This window comes from Geobacillus sp. WSUCF-018B (assembly GCF_002809985.1).
GTDB classification, from domain to species: domain Bacteria; phylum Bacillota; class Bacilli; order Bacillales; family Anoxybacillaceae; genus Geobacillus; species Geobacillus thermophilus.
On the sequence record NZ_PIJF01000005.1, the window covers coordinates 1 to 24,808 of the forward strand.

24 protein-coding genes are annotated in these 24,808 nt (G+C 57.6%); 5 read left to right on the top strand and 19 right to left on the bottom strand.

What is annotated here, in order from left to right:
* Positions 1 to 349 precede the first annotated feature (349 nt).
* Positions 350 to 2,065 (bottom strand): acetate--CoA ligase, encoded by a 1,716-nt coding sequence (gene acsA, locus CV944_RS02585; RefSeq protein WP_033009775.1) that lies wholly within the window; start codon positions 2,063 to 2,065, stop codon positions 350 to 352.
* A 174-nt stretch (positions 2,066 to 2,239) separates the two neighbouring features.
* Between acsA and CV944_RS02595 the strand changes: the two genes are divergently transcribed.
* The 3 genes from CV944_RS02595 to CV944_RS02605 all read left to right on the top strand — a co-directional run bounded on the left by CV944_RS02595 (position 2,240) and on the right by CV944_RS02605 (position 4,879).
* The gene (locus CV944_RS02595) at positions 2,240 to 2,872 is read left to right on the top strand and encodes a GNAT family N-acetyltransferase (protein ID WP_011232281.1); all 633 of its coding nucleotides are present in this window, start codon (positions 2,240 to 2,242) and stop codon (positions 2,870 to 2,872) included.
* 199 nt (positions 2,873 to 3,071) lie between these two features.
* Positions 3,072 to 3,716 (top strand): acetoin utilization AcuB family protein, encoded by a 645-nt coding sequence (locus CV944_RS02600; protein WP_100663802.1) that lies wholly within the window; start codon positions 3,072 to 3,074, stop codon positions 3,714 to 3,716.
* The gene (locus CV944_RS02605) at positions 3,713 to 4,879 is read left to right on the top strand and encodes an acetoin utilization protein AcuC (protein ID WP_100659395.1); all 1,167 of its coding nucleotides are present in this window, start codon (positions 3,713 to 3,715) and stop codon (positions 4,877 to 4,879) included. The genes CV944_RS02600 and CV944_RS02605 overlap by 4 nt, the downstream gene beginning before the upstream one ends.
* 197 nt (positions 4,880 to 5,076) lie before the next feature.
* Here the strand turns inward: CV944_RS02605 and ccpA are convergent, their stop codons facing one another.
* From ccpA to CV944_RS02660, 11 genes are all read right to left on the bottom strand, one after another.
* A complete protein-coding gene (ccpA, locus tag CV944_RS02610; RefSeq protein WP_094239097.1) occupies positions 5,077 to 6,069 on the bottom strand; it encodes a catabolite control protein A in 993 nt (330 codons plus the stop codon).
* A gap of 390 nt (positions 6,070 to 6,459) precedes the next feature.
* Positions 6,460 to 7,542 (bottom strand): bifunctional 3-deoxy-7-phosphoheptulonate synthase/chorismate mutase, encoded by a 1,083-nt coding sequence (locus tag CV944_RS02615; protein WP_050368709.1) that lies wholly within the window; start codon positions 7,540 to 7,542, stop codon positions 6,460 to 6,462.
* Positions 7,543 to 7,771: 229 nt separating this feature from the next.
* On the bottom strand, positions 7,772 to 8,101 hold the full coding sequence (gene ytxJ, locus CV944_RS02620) for a bacillithiol system redox-active protein YtxJ (protein WP_063211531.1): 330 nt from the start codon (positions 8,099 to 8,101) through the stop codon (positions 7,772 to 7,774).
* 7 nt (positions 8,102 to 8,108) lie between these two features.
* A complete protein-coding gene (locus tag CV944_RS02625; RefSeq protein ID WP_100663803.1) occupies positions 8,109 to 8,504 on the bottom strand; it encodes a hypothetical protein in 396 nt (131 codons plus the stop codon).
* Complete coding sequence (locus tag CV944_RS02630; RefSeq protein ID WP_049625012.1) at positions 8,491 to 8,940, bottom strand: DUF948 domain-containing protein; 450 nt, start codon at positions 8,938 to 8,940, stop codon at positions 8,491 to 8,493. Before CV944_RS02630 ends, CV944_RS02625 begins: the two co-directional genes overlap by 14 nt.
* Before the next feature lie 147 nt (positions 8,941 to 9,087).
* Positions 9,088 to 10,392, bottom strand: a complete 1,305-nt coding sequence (gene murC, locus CV944_RS02635) for a UDP-N-acetylmuramate--L-alanine ligase (protein ID WP_100663804.1) — start codon at positions 10,390 to 10,392, stop codon at positions 9,088 to 9,090.
* Positions 10,393 to 10,519: 127 nt separating this feature from the next.
* Positions 10,520 to 12,760 (bottom strand): DNA translocase FtsK, encoded by a 2,241-nt coding sequence (locus CV944_RS02640; RefSeq protein ID WP_100663815.1) that lies wholly within the window; start codon positions 12,758 to 12,760, stop codon positions 10,520 to 10,522.
* 56 nt (positions 12,761 to 12,816) lie between these two features.
* On the bottom strand, positions 12,817 to 13,422 hold the full coding sequence (gene ytpR / locus CV944_RS02645; protein WP_033009788.1) for a YtpR family tRNA-binding protein: 606 nt from the start codon (positions 13,420 to 13,422) through the stop codon (positions 12,817 to 12,819).
* Between the two features lie 21 nt (positions 13,423 to 13,443).
* On the bottom strand, positions 13,444 to 14,241 hold the full coding sequence (locus CV944_RS02650) for a DUF1444 domain-containing protein (protein WP_033014510.1): 798 nt from the start codon (positions 14,239 to 14,241) through the stop codon (positions 13,444 to 13,446).
* Positions 14,242 to 14,287: 46 nt separating this feature from the next.
* Positions 14,288 to 14,818 (bottom strand): DUF84 family protein, encoded by a 531-nt coding sequence (locus CV944_RS02655; RefSeq protein ID WP_033009790.1) that lies wholly within the window; start codon positions 14,816 to 14,818, stop codon positions 14,288 to 14,290.
* An 84-nt stretch (positions 14,819 to 14,902) separates the two neighbouring features.
* On the bottom strand, positions 14,903 to 15,979 hold the full coding sequence (locus CV944_RS02660) for a M42 family metallopeptidase (RefSeq protein ID WP_100659392.1): 1,077 nt from the start codon (positions 15,977 to 15,979) through the stop codon (positions 14,903 to 14,905).
* A gap of 104 nt (positions 15,980 to 16,083) precedes the next feature.
* Here CV944_RS02660 and CV944_RS02665 point away from each other — a divergent pair, with 104 nt between their 5' ends.
* Positions 16,084 to 16,380, top strand: a complete 297-nt coding sequence (locus CV944_RS02665) for a PepSY domain-containing protein (protein ID WP_049625016.1) — start codon at positions 16,084 to 16,086, stop codon at positions 16,378 to 16,380.
* Here CV944_RS02665 and CV944_RS02670 read toward each other — a convergent pair.
* Positions 16,375 to 17,226 (bottom strand): YtnP family quorum-quenching lactonase, encoded by an 852-nt coding sequence (locus CV944_RS02670; RefSeq protein WP_100659391.1) that lies wholly within the window; start codon positions 17,224 to 17,226, stop codon positions 16,375 to 16,377. The genes CV944_RS02665 and CV944_RS02670 overlap by 6 nt on opposite strands.
* Before the next feature lie 481 nt (positions 17,227 to 17,707).
* Positions 17,708 to 18,355, bottom strand: coding sequence for a tRNA (guanosine(46)-N7)-methyltransferase TrmB (trmB, locus tag CV944_RS02675; RefSeq protein ID WP_033009793.1), 648 nt, complete (start codon positions 18,353 to 18,355; stop codon positions 17,708 to 17,710).
* A 139-nt stretch (positions 18,356 to 18,494) separates the two neighbouring features.
* Here trmB and CV944_RS02680 point away from each other — a divergent pair, with 139 nt between their 5' ends.
* Positions 18,495 to 18,764: a YtzH-like family protein gene (locus CV944_RS02680; RefSeq protein WP_100659390.1), complete on the top strand. Its 270-nt coding sequence runs from the start codon at positions 18,495 to 18,497 to the stop codon at positions 18,762 to 18,764.
* 52 nt (positions 18,765 to 18,816) lie between these two features.
* Here the strand turns inward: CV944_RS02680 and CV944_RS02685 are convergent, their stop codons facing one another.
* From CV944_RS02685 to malA, 5 genes are all read right to left on the bottom strand, one after another.
* Entirely contained in the window at positions 18,817 to 19,602 is a 786-nt protein-coding gene (locus CV944_RS02685; protein WP_033009796.1) for a phosphotransferase family protein, read from the bottom strand.
* A 198-nt stretch (positions 19,603 to 19,800) separates the two neighbouring features.
* Positions 19,801 to 21,981 carry a type I pullulanase gene (gene pulA, locus CV944_RS02690; RefSeq protein ID WP_100659389.1) on the bottom strand — a complete coding sequence of 727 codons (2,181 nt, stop codon included), beginning with the start codon at positions 21,979 to 21,981 and terminating at the stop codon, positions 19,801 to 19,803.
* Between the two features lie 105 nt (positions 21,982 to 22,086).
* Complete coding sequence (locus CV944_RS02695; RefSeq protein WP_047818889.1) at positions 22,087 to 23,022, bottom strand: hypothetical protein; 936 nt, start codon at positions 23,020 to 23,022, stop codon at positions 22,087 to 22,089.
* Between the two features lie 4 nt (positions 23,023 to 23,026).
* Positions 23,027 to 23,605: an RNA 2',3'-cyclic phosphodiesterase gene (thpR, locus tag CV944_RS02700; RefSeq protein WP_049626118.1), complete on the bottom strand. Its 579-nt coding sequence runs from the start codon at positions 23,603 to 23,605 to the stop codon at positions 23,027 to 23,029.
* On the bottom strand, positions 23,602 to 24,786 hold the full coding sequence (malA, locus tag CV944_RS02705) for a maltose permease (protein ID WP_100659388.1): 1,185 nt from the start codon (positions 24,784 to 24,786) through the stop codon (positions 23,602 to 23,604). Before malA ends, thpR begins: the two co-directional genes overlap by 4 nt.
* Positions 24,787 to 24,808 lie beyond the last annotated feature (22 nt).

Below are 24,808 nucleotides of genomic sequence, written 5' to 3' on the forward strand. Positions count from 1 at the left end.
TCTATTCTACCAGAAAAAAGGGCGATTCTTCTATATTTGAGGCAAAAAAGTGGGGGCTGATCCCAAAACGCATTCGCGTTTTGGGTCAGCCCCTTTTTTATGAGCGGGCACCTATTTTTCGACCGGCAGGAGAACCTCCTTTCGCCGCCTATATACTCGTGGTCGTTCGTTCCACTTCCTCTCGCTCGTCTTTTATGCCTTGTCATCCCACTTTTTCAACCGTTACGTCTCCCGTTGTCTTTTTCCGTCACGGAGTCGTATGAATGGCGAACAACTGACGGAGCATTGCATCATCTGACGCTATAAGAAAAAGCGCCCGGAAAGCGCAACATTCCGGGCCCCTTATTGTTCAGTCTTCCATCGTCGACAAGTCGCCGGTCGGCAAGTTGAGCTCCCACGCTTTTAAGACGCGGCGCATGATTTTCCCGCTCCGCGTTTTCGGCAGTTTGTCGCGGAACTCGATCTCACGCGGCGCGGCATGAGCGGCGAGCCCTTTTTTGACGAACTGGCGGATGTCTTCTTTCAGCTCTTCAGACGGCTCATAGCCTTCGCGAAGCGCGATGAACGCTTTGATGATTTCCCCGCGCACCGGGTCCGGCTTGCCGATGACGCCGGCTTCGGCCACGGCCGGATGCTCGACGAGCTTGCTCTCCACTTCAAACGGCCCAACGCGCTCGCCGGATGTGTTGATGACATCGTCAACACGGCCTTGGAACCAGAAGTAGCCGTCTTCATCCATGTAGGCCGAATCGCCGGATACGTACCAGTCGCCGATAAAGTACGATTCATATTTTTGCGGGTTGTTCCAAATCGTTTTCATCATCGACGGCCAGCCTTTTTTGATGGCCAAGTTGCCCATCCGGTACGGCGGCAGGACGTTTCCTTGGTCATCAATGATCGCCGCCTCGACGCCTGGGATCGGTTTCCCCATCGATCCCGGCTTGATTTCCATGCACGGGTAGTTGCAGATGAGATGCCCGCCTGTTTCCGTCATCCACCACGTATCATGGATGCGGCGACCGAACACTTTCATCCCCCAGCGGATGACTTCCGGGTTGAGCGGCTCGCCGACGCTCAAAATGTGGCGGAGCGAGCTTAAATCATATTTTTTCACGACTTCATCGCCGGCGCCCATCAGCATGCGGAACGCCGTCGGCGCGCTGTACCAGACGGTGACGCCGAAGTCTTGGATCGTTTCATACCAGGCGTCCGGGCTGAAGCGGCCGCCAACGATGACGCTTGACGCCCCGCACAGCCACGGGCCGAAGATGCCGTACGACGTTCCGGTCACCCACCCCGGATCGGCCGTGCACCAGTAAATGTCGTCTTCTTTTAAGTCGAGCACCCACTTCGCGGTTTGATAATGCTGAATCATCGCGTTATGGACGTGCAGGACGCCTTTCGGCTTTCCGGTCGAACCGGATGTGTAATGCAAAATCAAGCCGTCCTGGCGGTCGACCCATTCGATGTCGAAGTGCTTGCTTGCCTCGTTCATCCGCTTTTTCAAATCGATGTACGGCCCTTCTTCGACAACGCCGTCGCCAACCAAAAAGACGTACTTCAACTCCGGCAAGTCGCCCACCGGCACGCGCGGCAAAAGCTCCGGCGTCGTCACGATCGCCTTCGCCCCGCTGTCTTCGAGGCGGTCGCGCACCGCGCCTTCCATGAACGCCTCAAACAGCGGTCCGACGATGGCGCCGGTTTTGATGATCCCGAGCACAGCGAAATACAGCTCCGGCGAGCGCGGCATAAAGACGAACACGCGGTCTCCTTTTCCAATCTCGGCCACATTTTTCAAAACATTCGCCACTTTGTTCGACATTTCTTTCATTTCTTTAAACGTATATTTCTCATTCCGCACCGCATCCCGGTAGTAAAGCGCCACTTTATTTTTGCGGAACGACTCAGCATGGCGGTCGATCGCCTCGTACGCCATGTTGACCCGTCCCGTCTCATACCAAGAAAACGCTTTCTCTGTTTCCGACCATTGAAACTGTTTATATGTTTCTTCGTAGTTTTTCAAATTGTAGTCCCCTTGTATGACGGGAAGCCGTTCTGTGTTCATTCTCCGATCCCCCTTATGTAAGTGATTACATTTCTATTATAGTCGATTGAAAACCATTTCTCAATTTTTAAAATATTCCTTGTCCCCACTTTTTTGAAATTTTTTTGATCCGCGCCAGCCGGCGCCATTTTTATGTATAATGGAAGCAGAACGACCAATTCAGGTGGTGGACGAATGGAACATAAAAAAACGTATAACGCCAAAGAGCTGAAAACCCCGAAAGGAACGCTCCTCATCGAAGGGCCGGTGACGCCGGAAGCGTTGGCCAGCTACGAATTCCACCATGACCTCACTTCCTTCCGCCCGCCTGCCAAACAGCACAAAGCGTTGATCGAAATCGCCAAGCTGCCGGAAGGGCGGATCATCATCGCCCGCCGCGGCGAGGTGATTGTCGGATATGTGACGTTTTTGTATCCCGATCCGCTTGAGCGTTGGTCGGAAGGGAACATGGAAAATTTGCTCGAGCTTGGCGCCATTGAAGTCATTCCGGAGTTCCGCGGGTTTGGCGTCGGAAAAAATTTGTTGATCGTCTCGATGATGGACGACGCCATGGAAGACTACATCATCATTACAACTGAATATTACTGGCATTGGGATTTAAAAGGCACGGGGCTGAACGTATGGGAGTACCGAAAAGTGATGGAGAAAATGATGAACGCCGGCGGGCTCGTCTGGTATGCGACCGACGACCCGGAAATTTGCTCGCATCCGGCGAACTGCCTGATGGTCCGCATCGGCAAACGGGTCGACGCCGAATCGATTCAACGGTTCGACCGGCTGCGGTTTATGAACCGCTACATGTATTAAATGAACTCCAGGCCTGCCTGCCGAAAAGCCGGCCGTCGGTTGAACAATCGCAACATATGCGAAAGAAACGGGTGTACGGACGGATGGCTTCGGCCGTTCGCTGCATACAAGGCGGCGGCCGCGGGCGAAACGACGCGGGCTCGCCTGCGGCTGACAGCCGGCCGATCATGCATGAAATGACAAAGGGGAGAGGGAAAGCATGATTGTCGAACAAATCATGAAAACGCGGGTGGTGACACTCCGTCCCACGAATACGATCGCCGAAGCGCTGCAGCTGCTCAGACATCACCGCATCCGCCATCTGCCGGTCATCGATGAAAGCGGGAGATTGATCGGCCTTGTGACCGATCGCGATTTGCGCGACGCGAGCCCGTCCATTTTCCATCTTCATGAACATCTGGAAGACTTGCAAAAACCGGTCAGCACGATGATGAAAACCGACCTCATCGTCGGCCATCCGCTCGATTTCGTCGAGGAGGTGGCGGCGCTCTTTTACGAACACCGAATCGGCTGCCTGCCGATCGTCAACCATGGGAAACTCGTGGGCATCATCACGCAAACGGATTTGCTCCGCACGTTCATTGAATTGACCGGCGTTCACCAGCCGGGGTCGCAAATCGAGATCAAAGTGCCGAACGAGGCCGGCATGTTAAGCAAAGCGGCGGCCATCATCAGCGAGCGCCATGTGAACATCGCCAGCGTCTTGGTGTATCCAGCTCCGGATCCGAATGAGAAAATTCTAGTCTTCCGTGTGCAGACGATGAACCCGCTTCCGTTGATCCGCGATTTGCAAAACGCCGGCTATCGCGTGCTATGGCCGAACTTGCCGGGGGTTACGTCATGAGCGGAAACTGCGCATTCGTCTATAGCGAGCAATTTCTTCAGTACAAATTTCATGATAACCATCCGTTCAACCAGCTGCGGGTCAAAATGACATACGACTTGCTTTGCACGCTCGGCTCGCTCGAAGACCGCCAGATCGTCGCCCCGCGCATGGCGACCGATGACGAGCTCGCACTCATTCACGACCGCTCCTACATCGAGGCGGTGAAAGCGGCCGGGCGCGGCGAACTGTCGGAAGCGGCGGCGCAAAACTACGGCCTTGGCACCGAAGATACGCCGATTTTCCCGAACATGCACGAGGCGAGCGCCCTCTTGGTTGGCAGCACGCTGACTGCTGTCGACGCGGTTCTTTCCGGAGCAGCCGAGCATGCCCTCAACTTGGGCGGCGGCCTGCACCACGGCTTCCGCGGCAAAGCATCCGGCTTTTGCGTCTACAACGACAGCGCGGTCGCCATCCAATACATCCGGGAGAAATACGGACTGCGCGTGTTGTACGTCGACACCGACGCCCACCATGGCGACGGGGTGCAATGGGCGTTTTACGACGATCCGAACGTCTGCACGTTTTCCATTCATGAAACGGGGCGCTATTTGTTCCCAGGGACCGGAAATGTCAACGAGCGCGGCTTAGGCGCAGGCTACGGCTATTCGTTCAACATTCCCGTTGATGCGTTCACGGAAGACGAATCATGGATCGCCGCCTATACGACCGCGCTTCGGGAAATCGCCGACTTTTTCCGCCCGGATGTCATCGTGACGCAAAACGGCGTCGACGCCCACTATTACGATCCGCTCACCCATTTGTCGGTGACGATGAAAACATACCGCGCCATTCCGAAGCTCGCGCACGAAATCGCCCATCAATATTGCGGCGGACGCTGGATCGCCGTCGGCGGCGGTGGGTATGACATTTGGCGCGTCGTGCCGCGGGCGTGGGCGCTCCTTTGGCTCGAGATGACCGGACGCGCCGACGTATCGGGCCCGTTGCCGGATGAGTGGCGCCAACGCTGGCAACCGCTTTCACCCGTCGCGCTTCCGCTTGAGTGGGACGACCCGGATGACTTGTATCCCCCGATTCCGCGCAAAGCAGAGATCAGCGAAAAAAATGCGCAGACGGTGGAAAAAGCGTTGTATTTCATCCGCAGCCAGCGGCCGGCACGGTGACCGGCCGGCCGAACCGCCCTCCAAATTCAGAAACAATAGGCGAAGGGGGCTGCTTTTTATGGGCGCCATCGAGCCGGTTCGCGCCTGTTGGCGGCGCATGGGAAACGCAAACGAGAGCGCCTCGGCGGGCGCGTTCGGAGGAAACGCGAAAAAGGCTGATCCGAAAACGCTCCGCGTTTTCGGATCAGCCTCGCTCCTTATTTCGTCGATTCCCGCACTTCAAGCCGGTGCGGCAAGACGACGATATGGTTGTCAACTTTCTCCTTGTTCATGTACTTCGTCAGCAGCCGCATCGCCACCGCTCCGATGTCGTACATCGGCTGCACGACGGTCGTCAGCCGCGGCCGCACCATCGTCGCAAGCCTTGTGTTGTCAAAGCCGACGACTTCCACCTCTTCCGGCACGCGCACGTGATGGTCTTGGGCGCTGTGGATGATGCCGAGCGCCATTTCGTCCGTGCCGGCAAACACCGCCGTCGGTCGTTCGGCAAGCTCCGCGATTTTCTCATACGCTTCCAAGCCGGAGTCGTATGAATTGTCGCCCTCAACGACCAGCTCTTCGTCATATGGCACCCCGCGCTCTTCCAACGCGCGCCGGTAGCCAGCCAACTTCCGCTGGTTGATCGGATCGTCGGTCGGACCGGTCACATACGCCACACGGCGGTTTCCTTTTTCCAGCAAATACGTCACCGCTTCAAACGCCGCCTGCTCATAATCGATGTTGACCGATGGAATCTCCTCCGGCCCGACCGTCGCTGCCAGCACGATCGGCACCGATGATTTTTGAAATTCGGCGACGTGCTCTTCGGTGATGGTCCCGCCCATAAACAACAGGCCGTCCACTTGCTTGGCGAGCATCGTGTTGAGCAAATGCAGCTCTTTTTCTTTGTTTTGGTCGGAGTTGCTCAAAATGATGTTGTACTTGTACATCGTGGCGATGTCCTCAATGCCGCGCGCCAGTTCGGCGAAGAAAATGCTCGAAATATCCGGGATGATCACTCCGACCGTCGTCGTTTTTTTGCTGGCGAGCCCCCGCGCCACGGCGTTCGGGCGGTAGCCGAGCCGTTCGATGGCCTCAAGCACTTTTTTCCTCGTCGACGGTTTGACGTTCGGGTTGCCGTTCACGACGCGCGAAACAGTCGCCATCGAGACGTTCGCCTCCCGCGCCACATCATAAATCGTTACCGTCATTTTGTTTCACTCCTTTTCGCTCGATCCGATAACCGGTCAAATTCCGAATGTATGTACAACTATCATACGATACATTATCGCCAACTCGCAACGAAATCGCAACCATTTTGCCGGTTTGTTCACAAACCGTTCACCAATAGTTTGCCCGAAGCCGCGCCATTGCATGAAAAGGAAGCCGCTGTTTCCCCATGTTTTGGCGCTGGGCGCCAACTGCCCCCAGTGCAAACGAAAACACGCCGGACAGCGCGATTCGGTTGCCCTATCATGCCGCCAACCCAACCGGCCTCCATTTCCCGCCTCGGCCGCAGTCCGCTTCGCACTGCCCCAAAAACAAAAGACGCCCCAACACAATGGGACGTCTTCTTTCGCCGACACGCCGCCCTTTGCCCTTTACGCTTGAACAAACTGGCGTTGGAACGCGCGCACTTCTTCCATAAACTCGTTGAATTGGGCGATGTCCATTTGCTGGGCGGAATCGGACAAGGCGACGGCCGGGTCCGGATGCACTTCGGCCATGACGCCGTCGGCGCCGATCGCCAAGGCCGCTTTGGCGCACGGGATGAGCAGATCGCGCCGCCCCGTTGAGTGGGTGACATCGACGAACACCGGCAAGTGCGTTTCTTTCTTCAAAATCGGCACAGCCGAAATGTCGAGCGTGTTGCGCGTCGCCCGCTCGTACGTACGGATGCCGCGCTCGCACAAAATGATCTGCCCGTTTCCTTTCGACATGATGTACTCAGCGGCGTTGATGAATTCTTCGATCGTCGCCGCCAAGCCGCGCTTCAGCAAAATCGGCTTATTCACTTGGCCGGCTGCCTTAAGCAGCTCAAAGTTTTGCATGTTGCGGGCGCCGATTTGGATGACGTCAATATAGTCCAAGGCGATTTCAATGTCCGCCGGCGTGACGATTTCACTGATGACCGCCAAATCAAACTCATCGGCGATCCGTTTCAAAATTTTCAGTCCTTCCACGCCGAGCCCTTGGAAATCGTACGGCGACGTGCGCGGTTTGTACGCACCGCCGCGCAGCATCTTGATGCCTTGTTTTTTCACCGCTTCGGCGACCGCAGCCACTTGCTCGTAGCTTTCCACCGCACACGGGCCCATGACAAAATATTGCTTGCCGTCGCCGATCCGCTCTCCTTTCACCTCGACGATCGTGTTTTCTGGATGCTTTTTCCGCGAGACAAGCAGCGCTTTCCGATGGTCATCTTCTTGCAATTCGAGCGCCGCTTTGAAAATTTCCTTGAAAATGTGCTGCAGCGTCGACGTTTCGAACGGACCGTCGTTATGCTCGGAAATGAGGTCGAGCATTTTCCGCTCGCGCACCGGGTCGTAGCGGTGCGTTCCTTGCGCTTCTTTGATCTTGCCGATTTCTTGAACGAGCCGCCCCCGTTCGTTGATCAGCTTCAACAATTGCAGGTTAATCTCATCGACCCTTGCCCGCAGCTCCTCCAACCGTTCGTTGCTCATGCTTCTCTCATCCTTTCGCCCATTTTCATGCATCGTTTCCGCCCCATAGCGGCCGCCGGCCGGCTGCGTTCGGGGCGCTTCCCCGTTTTGAAGATCGAAGTTTTGTAATTAGTCTTTATTATAATCGATGACTTAGCGGTTGTCACGAAAAAAATGCTTTTTTGATTAAACGCTTTTAAGCAATAAAGCAAAAAGTGTGCAAAAAACCGCCCGCAGTAAAGGCGGACGGTCAAGCGCCGACATGCTCCGAGAGCGCGCCATACGTAATGGCCCAATGGGACGCGTGCCAGACGACTTTGCCGTTTTCAAACAAAAGCGCCTGCGGCGATTCGTGCTTAACGCCGGTCGTCTCGGCGATGTAGTTCGAGAGCGGGCGCGCTTCTTGAACGTACAGGCAATATACCGCGAGCTCCGGGTGATCGGCGGCGAACTTTTCACATTCGCCGAACGCCGCTCGGCTGATCGGGCATGTTAGGCTATGTTTGACGAACAAAAAGCGGTTCGTTTCCTTCTTGACGCGTTCAAACTGTTCGACGGTTTCCAGTTTCTCCATTCCCACGTTCTGCTCACTCCATTCCGCTTCGGTGTCCCATCGTTTGCTCGGTGTCATCGAGCGCCGCTTCTGCTTCCTCAAACAGCTTTTGCAGCGTCTCGCGGTCGGCCGGCTCAGCGGATGGCGGAATCGGGATCGTCGCATTTTCAGCACCGGTCTTTGCCTCTTCGCCTTCGGACGGAGCCTCAGCTGTTTTCAGCGGGATGAACTCGGCGATTTCCTTCGTTTTCTCTTTCGCTGTTTCCAACCATTCCGCCGCCGTCGTTTTCACCGGCTCCCACGTTTCGCTGCTGCTCCATTCCGCGAGCCATTGCCGTCCTTTCTCACTTGTTAAAAACATGGCCGCCGCCGCGCCGGCGATGCCGCCGACAAGCGCCCCAAGCAAAAATCCGCCGTTATTTTTCGCCATTTTGCATTCCCTCCTGTTCACGCAATCGTTCCCTTTCCCTCCATTTTTCCCTTAGATCGAGCAAAACATTTGCCCATCGCAACGTTTTGCGCCATTTTTTCCGCCCACCGCCCGCTCGAGCCGACAGCGCCGCGACTGTCTGCTGAAGGGCGCGGTTGAACGAGCGGACGGCGTCGCCGACTTCACTGACGGCTTCGACGGCGCTGTTCAGCTTTTCCACCTTCTTTTGCACATCGCCGGCGATATCGTTCGCCGTATGCAAAAGCTCGGTGACTTCGCGGGCCACCGCTTGCACTTGCTCCTCCGTATGGCCCACCGCCGCCGTCAGCCGGCGCAGCGTTTCCTGCAGGACGACGAGCGTCCTCGCGATGTACACGACAAGCAACAAAAACGCCGCCGCCGCCACCGCAGCGCTCGCGTACAAAAGCCACTCCACTTCGTTTCCCTCCTTGCCGTCCGGACCGCCTCATCCAGTTTGTACCCGTTTGCCTCCGCCTTTAAACGTTCGCCGCCGTCTCATTCGATTCCTACCGCCCAACGAAAAACGGACTGTTTTGGTCACAGCCCGCTTCCCGGCCGGCCGCTACGCGGACAGAACGGCCTGTTCGTACGCCTGTTGAAATTTTTGAATATCGCCGGCTCCCATAAACACCAACACTGCATCCGGATGCTGCTTCAACACTGCAACGTTGTCTTCTTCAAGCAGCTGCGAGCGCGGAATTTGCGCCTGCAAATCGCGGATGGACAGCTTGCCCTCGCGTTCGCGCGCCGAGCCGAAAATATCGCATAAATAGACGTGGTCGGCCTGTTTTAAACTTTCGGCAAACTCGCGCAAAAACGTCTGCGTTCGCGTATACGTGTGCGGCTGGAAAATGGCGACGACCTCGCGTCCCGGATATTTTTGCCTTGCCGCCTCCAATGTGGCGGTAATTTCGCGCGGATGATGCGCATAATCGTCAATCAACACCTGGCGCCCGACCGTTTTTTCGCTGAAGCGGCGTTTCACCCCTTGGAACGTCTGCAGCCGGGCGGCGATCGTGCCGGCGTCAATGCCTTCATAGTGGCAAAGGGCGATGACCGCGAGCGCATTCAGCACGTTATGGGTGCCAAAGCGCGGGATGGAAAAAGAGGCAAAAAACGTGTTGCGCACGAACACGTCAAACGCCGTCCCTTCGGGCGTCTTGACAATATTGCGCGCCTGAAAATCGTTTTCGTCGCTAAGCCCGTAAAACAAAATCGGCACTTTCGCCTGGAGATTCGGCAAATACGGATCATCCCCGCAGGCGACAATCGCCTTGTTCACTTGTTCCGCCATTTGTTGGAAGGCGGAAAAGACGTCGTCAATATTGGCAAAATAGTCGGGGTGGTCGAAGTCAATGTTCGTCATGATTGCATAATCGGGAAAATAGGACAGAAAATGCCGGCGGTACTCGCACGCCTCAAACACAAAGTATTTGCTCCCCGGCTCCCCTCTTCCCGTTCCGTCCCCAATTAAATATGACGTAGGGTGCGCCCCTTGCATCACGTGAGCGAGCAAGCCCGTCGTCGTCGTCTTTCCATGTGAGCCGGTCACCGCGATGCTTGTGAATTTCCCCGCCAGCTCGCCCAAAAAGCGGTGGTATCGAATGACAGGGACGCCGAGTTGACGGGCCGCTTCGATTTCCTCATGCGTATCGGAAAAGGCGTTGCCGGCAATGACCGTATAACCTGGGCGGATATTGTCTTTGGAAAAAGGCAAAACCGGGATGCCCCGTTCCTCGAGCACCTTTTGCGTAAAAAACCACTTTTCTACATCCGACCCTTGCACTGTATAGCCGAGATCATGAAGCACTTGTGCAAGCGCGCTCATTCCCGTGCCTTTGATGCCAACAAAATGGTAAACTGTCATCGCTAAGCCCTCCAGCCATCTTCTCTCTGTAGAACAGTATATGATATTCGTCTAGTTTTGCCATTTGCTTCATGCCGCCGCGCCGGCGGTTTCATTTCCCCATTATAGCACGGCCGGCGGCAAAACACTACCGCCCGGAAGCAACGCCGTTGGCAGGGCGCCCGCCGTGCTCCCCGCGCCAGCGCGCCCACTCTTCCTCGCTCATCAGCACATCGCGCGGTTTGCTGCCGCGCGCTTCCGAGATGAGCCCATGATGCTCCATCATCTCGATGAGCCGGGCGGCGCGGTTGTAGCCGATGCGGAAATGACGCTGCAAACTTGACGTTGACGCCCCTCCCTGGGCGATGACAAACCGGCATGCTTCGTCAAACAGCTCGTCGTCTTCCTCGCCGAACGCCGCCGCTTGCCGGAACTCGTCCGGACTGAACATGTACGAAGGGGCTTGCTGCGCTTTCACGTGGGCGGTGACCCGCTCAATTTCTTCATCGGAAATGAAGCAGCCTTGCAACCGCACCGGCTTGGCTGACCCGTTTTCCAAAAAAAGCATATCGCCGCGCCCAAGCAGCCGCTCGGCGCCGTTCACATCCAAAATCGTGCGCGAGTCGACTTGGGAAGAAACAGAAAAGGCGATGCGCGTCGGAATGTTCGCCTTGATCAAGCCGGTGATGACGTCAACCGACGGCCGTTGCGTGGCGATCAACAAGTGAATGCCGCACGCCCGCGCCTTTTGCGCCAAGCGGCAAATCGATTCCTCGACATCGGCCGGAGCGGCCATCATCAAATCAGCCAGTTCGTCGATGACGATGACGATGTACGGCAACGGCGGCTCACTTCCCCCGCTTGCACGCAGACGGTCATTGTATTTTTCAAGATCGCGCACGCCGGCATGGACAAACAGCTCGTACCGCCGCTCCATTTCGCCGACCGCCCACTTGAGCGCCCCGGCGGCCGCTTTTGCTTCGGTGATGACCGGGCTGAGCAAATGCGGCAAGCCGTTGTACGGGGCAAGCTCCACCATTTTTGGATCAATCAGCAGCCACTTCACCTCATGCGGGGCGGCTTTGTACAACATGCTGACAAGCATAGCGTTCATGCAGACGCTTTTGCCTGACCCGGTCGCCCCGGCGATGAGACCATGGGGCATGTTGCGGATATCGGTCACGACCGGCGCGCCGCTGATGTCAAGCCCAAGGGCGACAGTGAGCGGAGAGCGGCGCTCGCGGAAGGCGCGGTCGTCTAAAATCTCCCGCAGCCGCACCGGACGGCTCGATGGGTTCGGCACTTCAATGCCGATCGTCCGCTTTCCGGGAATCGGCGCTTCAATCCGAATGTCTTTCGCTGCCAAACTCAGTTTAATGTCGTCCGTCAAGCTCGTAATTTTGCTTACTTTCACGCCCAAATCGGGCTGCACTTCAAACTGCGTCACCGTCGGCCCTTGCGTTGCCCCAACGACCTTCGCTCCGATATGGAAGCTCGCAAACGTCTGGTCGAGGCGGGCGCATTGTTCGCGAATCCACTGTTCGTCAGCAGACGCCGCCTCCCCGGGCGGCTCAAGCAACGCAGACGGCGGCAGCGAATAGCCGTCCCGGCGCGAGCGTTCCTCGAGATTGCGCCGGTCTTCCTTTAGCATCATCACATTGTACGGGATGCGCGCCCGTCCGGCGCCTTTCTCCGCCCCATGGCCGCGTTGCCCCTCATCTGGTCGCGGCGCTCCTTCTTCTAGCACCTTGGTGATCTTCTCCGTCGCCGTTTCATTCTCAATCGCCTCTTCAAGCCGCGGACCGGCGCCAAAGACGGACCGCTCCTCTTCCTCTTGCCCGGCGCCCCTTTCCTGCTGATCGTGCTGCCGCTCATCCGATCGCGGCGCCCCTTCTTCCGCGGCCTTGGCCATAGTCTCTGCTACCGTTTCGCTCCCGGCCGCAACGGCGGCTTGTTCATCCGGTGGGGCGGTCGCTTTGCTGCTCTCTTCCTGTTCGGGCGGCGCCAAAGAGGCGGAGCGGCTTTGCTCCGGCTTAAAGTCGGAAACCGGCGTTCGTTTTGCCCCCCGCTGTTCGCCGCCCTGTCTTTGATACCCAAACACCGGCGACGGCACATCGGACGGGCGGAACGGGCGTTTTTCCGCCGTTTCCCGCGCCAGGCTGTCTGACGGGCGGCCAGAGGCCGGCCGCGTTCTTCCCCCGTCTGCCAACCGCTGCTGCTGTTTCTGTTCCTCCCGCGGCTGATCGTCGGGAATGAGCGGAAACCGAAAGCGGCCTTGCGGGTATTGGTACACCACTTTCGCCTCTGCACGCTCCGGTTGAGGAATGGGCGGCTGTTCCTGCTCTTCTTCCTCCGCAAACATGCGAAGCCATCGTTTCCAAAATTTCATCGGCCGTTTCACTCTTTCTATCTCATTCATTGTCGGCAAAAACGCCGTCGGGACGGTCAAAACACGAACGGCTGGCCGACTTCGTACTCGTCAGAGAGCACAAGAATCCCTTTTTCTTGCGGGGCGTTCGGCAGCCCGAGTTCGCGCGCCGAACAAATCATGCCGGATGACCGGACGCCGCGCAGCTCGCTTTCCTGAATGACAAGGCCGCTCGGCATGACGGCGCCGATTTTGGCGACGACGACTTTCTGCCCGGCGGCGACGTTCGGCGCCCCACAGACGATTTGCAGCACTTCACCGCCGACATCGACTTGGCAGACGCTCAGTTTGTCGGCGTTCGGATGCTTCGTTTTTTCTTTCACATATCCGACGACAAACTTCGGCGACAAATCAGCCTCGATCGGTTCGTCAAAACCGTTTTTCGCCAAAATGTCATTGATGACGCCAACGAGTTCTTCATCGACATCGAGCGGGCCACTGCCGGAAAACGGATGGTATGAAGAAGCGGAAAAAATGTTGTAACCGACCGTCTCTCCGCTCCGCTCCGAAAAAATGCGAACGACGTCGCCTCGTTTCACAAACGCCCGCTCTTCGGCAGGAATCGGCTTCAGCGACACAAGCAATACATCGCCGATTCCTTCGCGATTGTAAAATACATTCATCGGTTGATTCCTCCTTGCACCTTACGTTCTCCGTTTTTTTCCTAAAATAAAAATAGGTTCCAACTCCCCATTTTCGTACAAAAAGGATAAGGCGGTAATCGGCACGCGGCCGCCGGCAAAAAAACTCATCGTCATTTGCGCTAGAACGTCGTAGCCGACCTCGTTGCGCAAATCGGCGATAATGAGCACATCTTGATGCGGGACGGCCAACGCCATCGTCCCTTCGATGCGCGCTTCCATTTCCGCCAAAAATGCCTCGTTCAACAACCGGCTCGCATCATAGCCGTCGTTCGTATTGACAAAATAAAACACGTTGTCCGCCACGCGGTCTTCTTTCACCGGCGTCGGCAACGACCGGACGTTGAAACGGGCGATTTCCTTCACCCGTTCGGCGCTCCACCGCTCCGCTTTCAGCATTTGTTCATCGATCAAGCGGTACGTTTTGCCTAAATCAAGCGCATAATAAATGCGCGTTTCCGCCGTATGGCCATCGTGCACAAGCGGCACGCCTTCTTTCGTCTCCGTCGGAAACGATGTCGAGCGAATGACCGGGTAAATGTTCCGCTCGTTGCCGGAAAGCGCGGCCGCTTCTTCCATCGTTTTCAGCGTTTGTTCCACGTAATAGACGATTTCGCGCACCGCTTCGTCTTTTTGATCGTGCCACTTGGCGATCACGCCGGGAAGCGAAATCGTCACGCCTTTTTTCGTGCGTTCATCCTCGATGCGCATCGCATCCTGCTTGGCGTCAAAGCGAAACGTCCAGTGCGGATGGCCGCCTAGACGCTTCTTGATCGTCTCGTACATTTGCCGGCTGTCCATTCGTTTGCCTCCTTAGCATAATAGCGTCGTCAGCCGCTCCCTTTTATCATACCGTGAACGGTCCGTTTTGGCAAAAAAACTCATAGTGGCCGGCCAGCAGCTCGACGATGTGGGAAAACATCGCCGCACGCTTGATGCGCCCGTTCGTCAGCACGCCGACCGCCCCTTCGTTCGCGCGAATGTTCCGCCGCCCCGTATATTCCTCCATCACCTCGCCGAGTTCTCTTCCTGCTTCAAGTCCGGCGCCGATCTCCGGAGGCAGGGCAAGGCGCGCACCCGCCGCGGTGAGAACAAGGCCGCTTCGGTCGGCCAACGCCCCCCAATTGCACAGCCACCATTGCCCGTCGATCCGCATCACACCGCCTTCCAACCCGATGCCGATCTCCGCTCCTGCCGCGTCCAGCGCCCGTTTGGCGCGGTTCATCGCCCCAAGCCGCGTTTCTTCATCGGACAGCGGCTGGACGGAGACGCCGGAGGGCACGTCCAGCGGCACAAGGCGCCACGACGGCGCGGCGAACACCGCGCGGACGGCGGCAACTTTCGCTTCGTTTTTCGTTCCGACCGCAACAGTTTTCATCATTGTCCCTCCTTCGCATGGAAAAGGAGAAGCTGCCGCTTCTCCCCCTCCTTTTGTTCCGCTCTGCCGTTCGTTTCTCTTTGCCTAGCTGTTTTGGCGGATCGCCTCAACCGTCGCCCGGTCGCACCGTTTCACGAGCTCGACGATGAGTGCTTTCGCCGCCGCATAATCGTCGACATGAATGATCGCCGCATGCGTATGAATGTAGCGGGCGCAAATGCCGATCACCGCCGATGGCACGCCGCGGTTGGCGACATGGACTCGCCCGGCGTCTGTCCCCCCGCCCGGGGAAATGAAAAATTGGTACGGCACATCAAGCGACTCGGCCGTATCGAGCACAAATTCGCGCATGCCGCGGTGCGTGATCATCGTCCGGTCGTACAGACGGACGAGCGCTCCTTTCCCGATATGGCCAAACGCCTGCTTGTCGCCGGTCATATCGTTCGCCGGGCTCGCCTCAAGGGCGAAGAAGATGTCCGGATTGATCATCGTGGCCGCCGTCTGCGCCCCGCGCAGCCCGACTTCTTCCTGCACAGTCGCGCCGGCGTACAGGACGTTCGGCAGCGCAGCGCCTTGGAGCTCTTTCAGCAGTTCAATCGCCAACCCGCAGCCAAACCGGTTGTCCCACGCCTTCGCCATCACCGTCTTCCCGTTCGCCAACGGCGTAAACGGGCTGACCGGCACGATCGGTTGGCCGGGGCGAATGCCGATGCGCTCCGCGTCGTCGCGGCTTTCCGCACCGATGTCAATGAGCATGTTTTTCAGGTCCATCGGCTTATTGCGCTGCTCTTCATCAAGCAGGTGCGGCGGAATCGAGCCGATGACGCCGATGACCGGCCCGTTGTCCGTGATAATTTGCACGCGCTGGGCGAGCAGCACTTGGTTCCACCAGCTGCCGAGCGTTTGAAAGCGGATCATGCCGTTGTCGGTGATCGCCGTCACCATAAACCCGACCTCATCCATATGACCGGCGACCATCACCGTCGGGCCGGTTTCGTCGCCGCGCTTGACGCCGAAAACGCTGCCGAGCCGGTCTTGCACCACTTCATCGGCATACTTCGCCAGCTCTTGGCGCATAAACTGGCGCACCGGATGTTCATAGCCCGGCGCCCCCGGCAGCTCGGTCAACGTCTGAAACAATTGGAGCGTTTCTTCATTCATCGCCTATCTCCTTTCTGTTTTCAGTTCCTTTTCCCGTTCTGCTTACCTATTTCGCCAAAATCGGCTATACTAAACCGTATCAAGGCAAAAGGAGGACCGAACGCATGGCTTGGAAAAAATGGATCGTTGGCGCCGCAGTGGGCGCCGCCGCCATCTGCGCCGTCCGCGCCGCCGCAAAGCCGACGCTTCTCGCGCCGGAACAAGCGCTCGCGATGGCGAAACGCGCGCTCGGCGGACCGCTCCCCATTCGCGGTTCATGGATTCAAGTTGCGCCGGAGCAGTATGAGAAAAACGGGTTGACGTACACTGTTTACCGCGGCGGCGTTTGCCGCGATGACGGGGACGCGGAATTTTTCGTCAACGCCTACACCGGCGCGGTCATCGAGGCCAAACCGTTATAGCGGCGGCCGGTTCCGCTTCACCGCTGCGGCGATCGCGCCGTCCGCCTGCCATTTCACCGCCCGGTAATAAGCGTCGTGGTAAAACGTAAACCAGGCGTTTCGCTCCATGCCGTACGGGAGCCATCGCTGTTTGGCAAAAATGGAATCCATCGGGTAGTCGTCGTACGCCATCACCCAAAGCACGTTTTGATGGGCGTGCGTCCCGAGCAAATCGCCAAGATGAATCGCCATCTCCCCGTCTGATTCAATCACCACGATCGCATGGCCGGCGCTGTGGCCGCCGGTATGTATAAGGCGGATTCCCGGAACGACTTCGGTCTCTTTCGCAAACGGAACGACTTGTTCGGCGATCGGTTCCCAGTTTTCTTTCCAATACGTATTGCGCGAACGAATGTTCGGGTTTCGCATCTCATCCCACTCAACATCCGACACGATGACCGCCGCCCGCGGAAACGCCGGCACGAGCCGCCCGTCTTCCCACACTGTCAAGCCGCACGCATGGTCAAAATGAAGATGCGTCATGATGACAATGTCAATGTCGCAGCGCGCAAGCCCAAGCGCGGCAAGCGATTCATCGAGCGACGATTCTTCGGTGACGCCGAAGTTGCGCTTTTGTTTGTCGGTCAGCTTGCCGTTGCCGATGCCGGACTCAATGAGCAGCCGCTTGCCGCCCGCTTCAACCAAAATCGGGTCGGTGCGCAGCTCAATCTGGTTGTTGTCGTTTGGCGGATACTTTTTCGACCAAAGCGGCTTCGGAACGACGCCAAACATCGCCCCGCCGTCCAGGTGAGTGACGCCTCCGTTCAGCCACGTCAAGATGATTTGCCCGATTTTCAGCTGTTCCATGTCCATCTCCCCCTTCCTTAGTGTACCATTTTCTTCATAATCGAGAAAGAAAAAAACCGCCCCGCCGTTCCGTTCTAAACCGATGGGGAAAACGGCGGTGTTCCGTGGGCGAACCGGTGCGGTTCAACATTTTTCTGTTTGAGCCGACGATCATATCGATGACCAAAAACGGGATGAAAATCGGTGTGGTGCAACATGTTTCCGTTTGAGCGGGGCTGACCCAAAAGGCTGTCTGTCTTCAGGATAGACACAAAATATAGCGCGGAAGAAGCGATCGGGGTATATATAAAAACGAAAGGGGGTGTCCCGATCCTTTTGGGACACCGCCTTTTTTTGTAAGGCCGGAAACGCTCATCCGCTTTGATGTTCGCAGACTGGGCCGGCATCGTGCCCTCTTGGTCGCGGCAGCGCAGCGTCCGCCCCTGTCGGCTTTTCGTAAAACAAAAAAGAGCCCCGCCTGTTGGGGCTCTTCCGTTTGCGGCTACGCCCGCCGCGGGCGCACCGCCTCGCAGCGGTAAATGCGGTTGCCTTTAGCGGAAAACTTCTCCTCGTATTCGGTCATCACATTGCCTTCGACATCGCTCCGATGCAAATCGAGCTGAACCGCCGCGAGCACAAAGCCGTATTGCGACAAGCTGACGAGCGAGTATTCAAAAAACGACTGGTTGTCCGTTTTCAAATGAATGTCGCCGTCTTCCGTTAAAATGCGCTCATAAAGCGCCAAAAAATCCCGATATGTAAGCCGCCGCTTCTCGTGCCGCTTTTTTGGCCACGGATCGGAAAAATTCAAATAAATGCGGGAGACTTCCCCGTCGGCAAAAAATGTGCCGAGGTCTTTCGCATTGGCATTGAGCAGCCGCACGTTCGGCAGCTCGCTCTCAATCAGCTTGTCAAGCGCTGATACGAGCACGCTCGGATACAGCTCGATGCCAATGAAATTGAGATCGGGATGAAGCTTCGCCATTTCGGTGATAAATTTCCCTTTCCCCGTGCCGATTTCAATATGGATCGGCCGCTCGTTGCCGAACAGTTCGCGCCATCGCCCACGCCTCGCTTCCGGGTCGGGAATGACGTAATGCGGATAAGCGGCGATTTTGTCTTTCGCCCACGGTTTGTTGCGCAAACGCATACGGACACCTCTGCCTCGTTGAATTTGTCAGTTTGACGATATCATAGTCGCGCCCAAAGAAGCAAACGCCCGGGCATAAACGCTGCTGCGCCCGGGCATATTAACAACGTACAGCTTTGCTTGAAGGATGGTGATCGACATGCCGCTCGACCATAACGACCAATTGACCGTGCTCCGCGATATTTTATCCGAACATCAGGTTGATTGCTGCGGAACCGTCTCCGAATGTGAACAAATTGAGCGGCTTGTAAAGTCGCTGCTTGCCAATAGCGAAGTGAACGCCCATGTCAAGCAAATTCTTCCGAACATTTACGCCTACGGCCAAGGCGGAAAATACAGCGCCGATTTAAGCGCCCACATTTCCGCTCATCAAAGCCAGCTCGCCGACTGGGTGAACGAGCTCTCCTGAACAGGGGGGCGGCGCCAAACCGCCGCGCTTTGCGCTGCCGCTTCGGTGCACGTCAAAGCGGGTCGGACAACACACGGTGCAAAAACTGGAGCGACCGCTCCTTTTCTTTTTTCCAGTCCTTTCCCTTCGGCCAAAACAGCGAGTAAAGCGTATGGGCGATCGTATACCACTTCAGGCGGAGGCCAAGCTCCTCCGTCCACGCCAACCCATACTCGCGCAGCCACGCTTCCCATTCGGCGCGTGGAATGTATAGATGAAGCAGTGTGCCGATGTCAATGGCCGGATCCGCAATGACCGCCCCATCCCAATCGATCAAGTACAACGTGCCGTCATCGGCAAGCAGCCAATTGTTATGATTGATGTCACAGTGGCAAACGACATATTGATCAGCCGGCAGGAGCGGGACGCGCAGCTCAAGCCAGCCGAGCGCTTCGGAAACGGCCGCCGAACCGAGCGGATGGCGCCTCTGCTGCTCAGCGAGCGCAGCGAACATCGCCTTCGGGTGCAGCGGCGTTTTGCCAAGCCGCTGAAGCATCGTCACGAGTTCTTTCGAGCCGTGAATTTTCTTCAGCAGCGCCGCCACCTGCCCGCTCTTCATTTCATGCGGCTTCAGTTCCCGCCCGTTCAGCCATTGCTGAGCCGTAAACACATCGCCGTTTTCCAGCCGTTTCGTCCATACGAGCTTCGGGACGATGCCCTCGGCAGACAGCACGGCAAGAAACGGGGAAGAATTCCGTTTCAAAAACAGCTTCTTCCCCTCATATTCCGCAAAATACGCATCCCCTGTTGCACCGCCAGCCGGAGTGATCGCCCACTCCTTACCTAGTAACTGTTCCAAAGCATGTTCACCTGCGACTTAAAGTACAAATAAAAAGGACGGCCATCCCGCGTCCTGCTTCCGTCCATGTTACTTGTATTATACTGAAATACAACCCCGGCATGCAAACATTTTTCTTGCCAAACAAACCTCCTAAAGCTTCCATCCTTCATCCGCCAAGGCGAAAAAACGGCGGGGCCGCTGTCATGCCGTCCGGCTTCATTTTCCGTTTTCCACATCCGCGGCCGCGCCCGTTTTGACGAGCACCCATGTGCCGATGCCGTCCGCGTCCAAAAAGCGGCGCACTTGCCGAAGAGGGACGGTCCCGCTTTGCTCTCCGTCGCATACAACGTGCCATTCCCCGTCATCCGGAAGGGCGATGACTACCCCAGTTTCCTCGTTATGGTGAATGACGACAATGTCCGTCCACGGTCCGTAAAGGGCGACATCGCGCAGCCAATAGGCGATGACCGATGGCGGGGTTGGTTCGAGAAACGTCAAATGGCGCTGCACATCGACTTCGGTCGCTAGGCGGAACGCGCCGTGCGCCCGGCGGATGGCGATCAATCCTTGGATGTAGCGGACATCGTCTTCATAGCGGCTTTTCCGCTCCCAGTCGAGCCGGTTGACCGCATCGGGCGACCGGTAGCTGTTTTCGTCGCCGCCTTTCGTCCGATAAAACTCTTGGCCGCTGTGCAAAAACGGGATGCCTTGCGCCAACAGAACGATTGCAGTCGCCAATTTTTGCCGTTTACGACGAAGCCATTCCGGTTCATGGCCGTTGGCGGCCTCCATTTTGTCCCAAAATGTATGGTTGTCATGGCATTCGACATAGTTGACCGATTGAAGCGGATGGCAAAACAGACCGCCGAACGCCTGCAGGCTGCCGGCGATCGCCGTTTTGACCTGCTCGCGGCCGGCGGAGTCGCCAAGAGCGAACCCGCGGTCCGGCAAATAGAAGGTGCTGCCTTTGGCCGCATCGCGGAACCGGTCATTGAAATAGGCAAGGCGCGGCAGCCGCTTGGCGTTTGCCATCGTCGCTTTTTGCTCCGGAGCGAGCGGCGTCGGCAAGTCCCAGCCTTCCCCATAGACGAGAATGGACGGGTCGACCGCATCGAGGGCGTCGCGCACCGACTTCATCGTTTCGATATCATGCACGCCCATCAAATCAAAACGAAACCCGTTTATGCCGTACTCTTTCGCCCAAAACACCACTGAATCGACAATCCAGCGGCGCGCCATCCGCCGCTCGGAGGCGATATCGTTGCCGACGCCGGTGCCGTTGGCCGGCCAGCCGTAGGCGTCATAGCGGAAGTAATAGCCGGGAACAAGCTTCTCAAGCGGCGACTGCTCCCGGTCGTACACATGGTTGTACACCGCGTCCATCACGACGCGCAAGCCGTTCTCCTGCAGCGCGCGGATCGCCTGCTTCAGCTCGACAATGCGCGCGTATGGGTCATGCGGATCGGTGGCATAGCTTCCTTCCGGCGCATATAGATGAAGTGGATTGTATCCCCAGTTGTAGGCCGCTTGTGGATCGCGCTCATCGACCCCGGCGAAATCGGCAAACGGCATGAGCTGGACATGGGTGACGCCCAGCTCCTTCAAATAGGAAAGCCCGGTGACGGTCCCGTTCGGCCCGCGCGTATGTTCCTCCGTCAACCCGAGGTATTTTCCTTTCCAGACGGCGCCGCTGTCGGGATGGCTCGTAAAATCGCGGATGCTCAGCTCGTAAATGACGGCATCGGTCGGCGACGGGCATGGCGGAAGCGGCGGAGCAGGCTTGGCCAGCTTCGTTTTTTCCCAATCTACGATCACGCCATACTCTCCGTTGACCGAGACAGCGGTCGCATACGGGTCAACCGCCTCGCGCCAGACGCGGTTGATGCAGGCGACATACATATAGCGCGCCCGCTCCCAGTCCCCGGGGACGGCCGCTGACCAGACGCCGCGCTCCCCGCGCACAAGCGGCACATAGCGGACATCGCCATGGTCTGGATGGACGAGCTTGACGCTCACGGCAGTGGCCGTCGGCGCCCAAACGCGGAAGATCGTCTGCTCTTTCGCATACTCCACGCCAAGCTTTCCGTCGTAAAAAAACTGGTCATCAAACGCTGCCGTCCGCACCACCGCCCCGATTTGCACATCGGAATCCTCCCCGGAGCGGGCGCGAATCCAATGCGTCTCTCCAAATTGAAACGGCACCGAAAACCGGCACACATATTTGACCGCATCGCCCAAGTCCTCCTTTTGTTGCACCACAAGCGGGATGTCTTCTCCGCTGGGCGCCGTCATCACAAACGGCTCCATGTTGTCGAGGCAGCGCGCTTTCGGCACGATCACTGTTATTTGATCGATCTCGTCCAAATAGGCGGCAAACGTTCGGCTGATGTGAAGCATCGCGGTTCACCTCCTTTTTTTGCCTCCCGTTAGTACTATCATACGCAAAAGAAAAAGGGCGGTGCCAAAAAAACGGCCGGTCGCCCCATCGATGCACACATGATTCTATTGTTGCCACTCATCAACGCCGCTATTCCCGTCATAACGGCGGCTCGAAAAGCTGATGCAATGCCTGAGCAGTGCTTCAGCCGCCTTCAGCTGCCCGTGCCGAAGCGGCAGGGCCGAGCCGCGCAGGCGGGAAAACCATGATTCATAGTTTCGCTTATCGATATAGCGGACAAATGGAAAGAGATGGCCACTGTCAATGTAGCCATAGCGGTTGACAACCGCCAGATGGATCGGCCACTCCACACCGTGCCGGCGGAAAATGTCCGAAACGATTCCTTCCGTCCGCCGCAGCGAGATAACCGGGTTGACCCGCTTCACTGTGTCCGCTCCGGCGCGTTCCACCCAAAACCGGCCGGTGGAGGCGATGACGACGTTGTCCGGCTCCCCTTCGACAAACGCGAGGCACCAAGCGGCCGCCGGCGTCAACAAAATCGTCTCAAGCTCGACGGCCGCCTTGCCGGCTGCCGCGACTGGCCGGTAAAAACATAAATAGGTGTCCGGAAACCGCTGCAAAAAATATTTCAACCTTTCATCGCCGTACCATGCTTCATCCACAAAAGAGATGTGCGTCATCGTTGAACTCGCCCATCTCAGCTGGAGCTCAAACAAATCGTCAAGAAACTGCCGCTTCAGCTCATCGAGGGTGGCCGCCCGGCTCAAAGACGGGGCGGGCGGCCGTTCTTCGTCCATCTCCGGCTCCGGGCCGCGGCGCCAGCGGCCGATGAGCCGCTCCCACCATGACGGCTTGTCAAGCAAAAAGTCCCACGTTTCTCCCGGTTCCCGCCGCGCGCCATCGGCGTCCCGCTCCGCCTCCCAACGCGCTTTCGCCTGCTCCCATTGCCATTGTTTCAGCCGGATAAACTCCGGCACATAATGATACACATCCGTTTCATAGCGGGAAATATAATCCCGCAGCTTCAAAAGCTGCCCCATGCCTTCACCCGCTCCGGCCGTCCGGCGCGCCAAGCAACGGGAACGCGGCGATCGTCTCGTATTTCGGCGTTTTCTCCATATTCGTCCGGTACAGCACGATTTCCGGCACCGAAAACACCGTCGAAGCGGCTGGAAGCGAACGGAGCGCCTCCGGCTGAAACGGCGCCTCGCCCTGCCATTTGCGGGCGATCGTAATATGCGGGGCAAACGGCCGCCGGTCGAGGGAAAAGCCGAGCGCAAGGCACGCTTCATACACATCGCGTCGCAGCTCGTTCAACGCAGCCTCCTCTTTCACCCCTTGCCAAAAAATGCGCGGCGCCGTCCGCTCCCCGAACGTCCCCAGTCCGGCAAGCGCGAGGGAAAACGGGGCGCTTTTGGCGGCGACGGCGGCCATCGCTTCGCACAGCGGCGCCATTTTCCCCGGCGGCACATCGCCTAAAAACGCGAGGGTGATATGATAATCCTCTTCATGCACCCATGTGCGAAACGGCAGCGATGACGACGCATCCCCCGAAAATCGGGCAATGGCTTGTTTCGCTTCAGACGTCAGCGGAACAGCGATAAAATAATGGCTTCGTTTCACTTCTCTTCACCTGCCGTTCGTTCTCGTTTTGCGAGCAAAAGGAGCACGAGCACACCCACGATCGTGCAGATGCTAAAAAACAAGTAGACAGCGCCGATCTGCCAACGCTCAAACAAATATCCGCCCACCAACGTGCAAAACCACGCGCCAAGGCCGTTGCCGACCGCTGAGTATAACGCCACCGCCGTCGCCTGCACCCGCTCCGGCGCCAAGCGGCGCGCATATTGAAGCGCCGTCGGAATCGCCAGACCTACGGAGCAGCCTTGGACGACCGCCGTTGCATACACAAACCAAAGCGGCGGGTCGACCGCATACGACAACCAGCGGACTGCCGAGATGAGCGCCGCCAATAGAAGAAGCCGCACCATGCCGAAGCGGCCGATGAGCCGATCCGCCGCTTTCATAAACGGCGCCTCGCTGCCGGCGGCAAACAAAAAGGCGAGGCCGATGCCAGTTAACGTCCCGCCCAGCTCATGAATGAGCAGCCCGAAATACGAGTTGTTGGCCAAAATCGGGCCAAACAATAAAAACGTCGCCACAAGCAGCAGCCGAAACGGGCGGGACGCCAGCAGCCCGCGCACGTCCTGCCGCGTCAGCGCCCCCGGCGCCCCCATCGGATAGCGCGGCAGGCGGGTGGCCAAAGCCGCCGCGGTGAGCAGCGCCAACGAAAAGGCGTAAAAAATGACCGCAAACGCGACATGATCGGACAGCCATCCGACAACCAACACGGCCGCGGCAAACCCGATCGATCCCCAAAGCCGGATCGCCCCGTAGTTTCCTCCCTGTTCGTGCACATGGCGAAGGGCGAGGCTGTCGGAAAGCGGAACGATGGCGCTTTGCATCGCTGACAGCAGCACGGTGAGCACAACAAACAGCCGATAGCTGCCGGCGAGCGCATACATGACCCCAAACAGCGCCGCCAGCACGAGCGCTGCCAGCAAAAGGCCGACCGGTTTGCGCGTGTAATCGGCCGCCGTGCCCCAAAGCGGCTGGGCCGCCATCGTCACGATCGGAGGAAGCGACATGATCCAGCCGATCGCCGCCCCCGAAAGGCGCGCCTCTTCCTGCAAATAGACCGACAAAAGCGGAAACAACGCGCCAAAAGCAAAAAAGATGAGAAAGTAAAAGAGCGGAAACACCGTTTTTCGCGCTGCCGCCCCCCGTTTGAACGCCGCTTCCATCCCGTCTCCCCTTTCGTGAAAA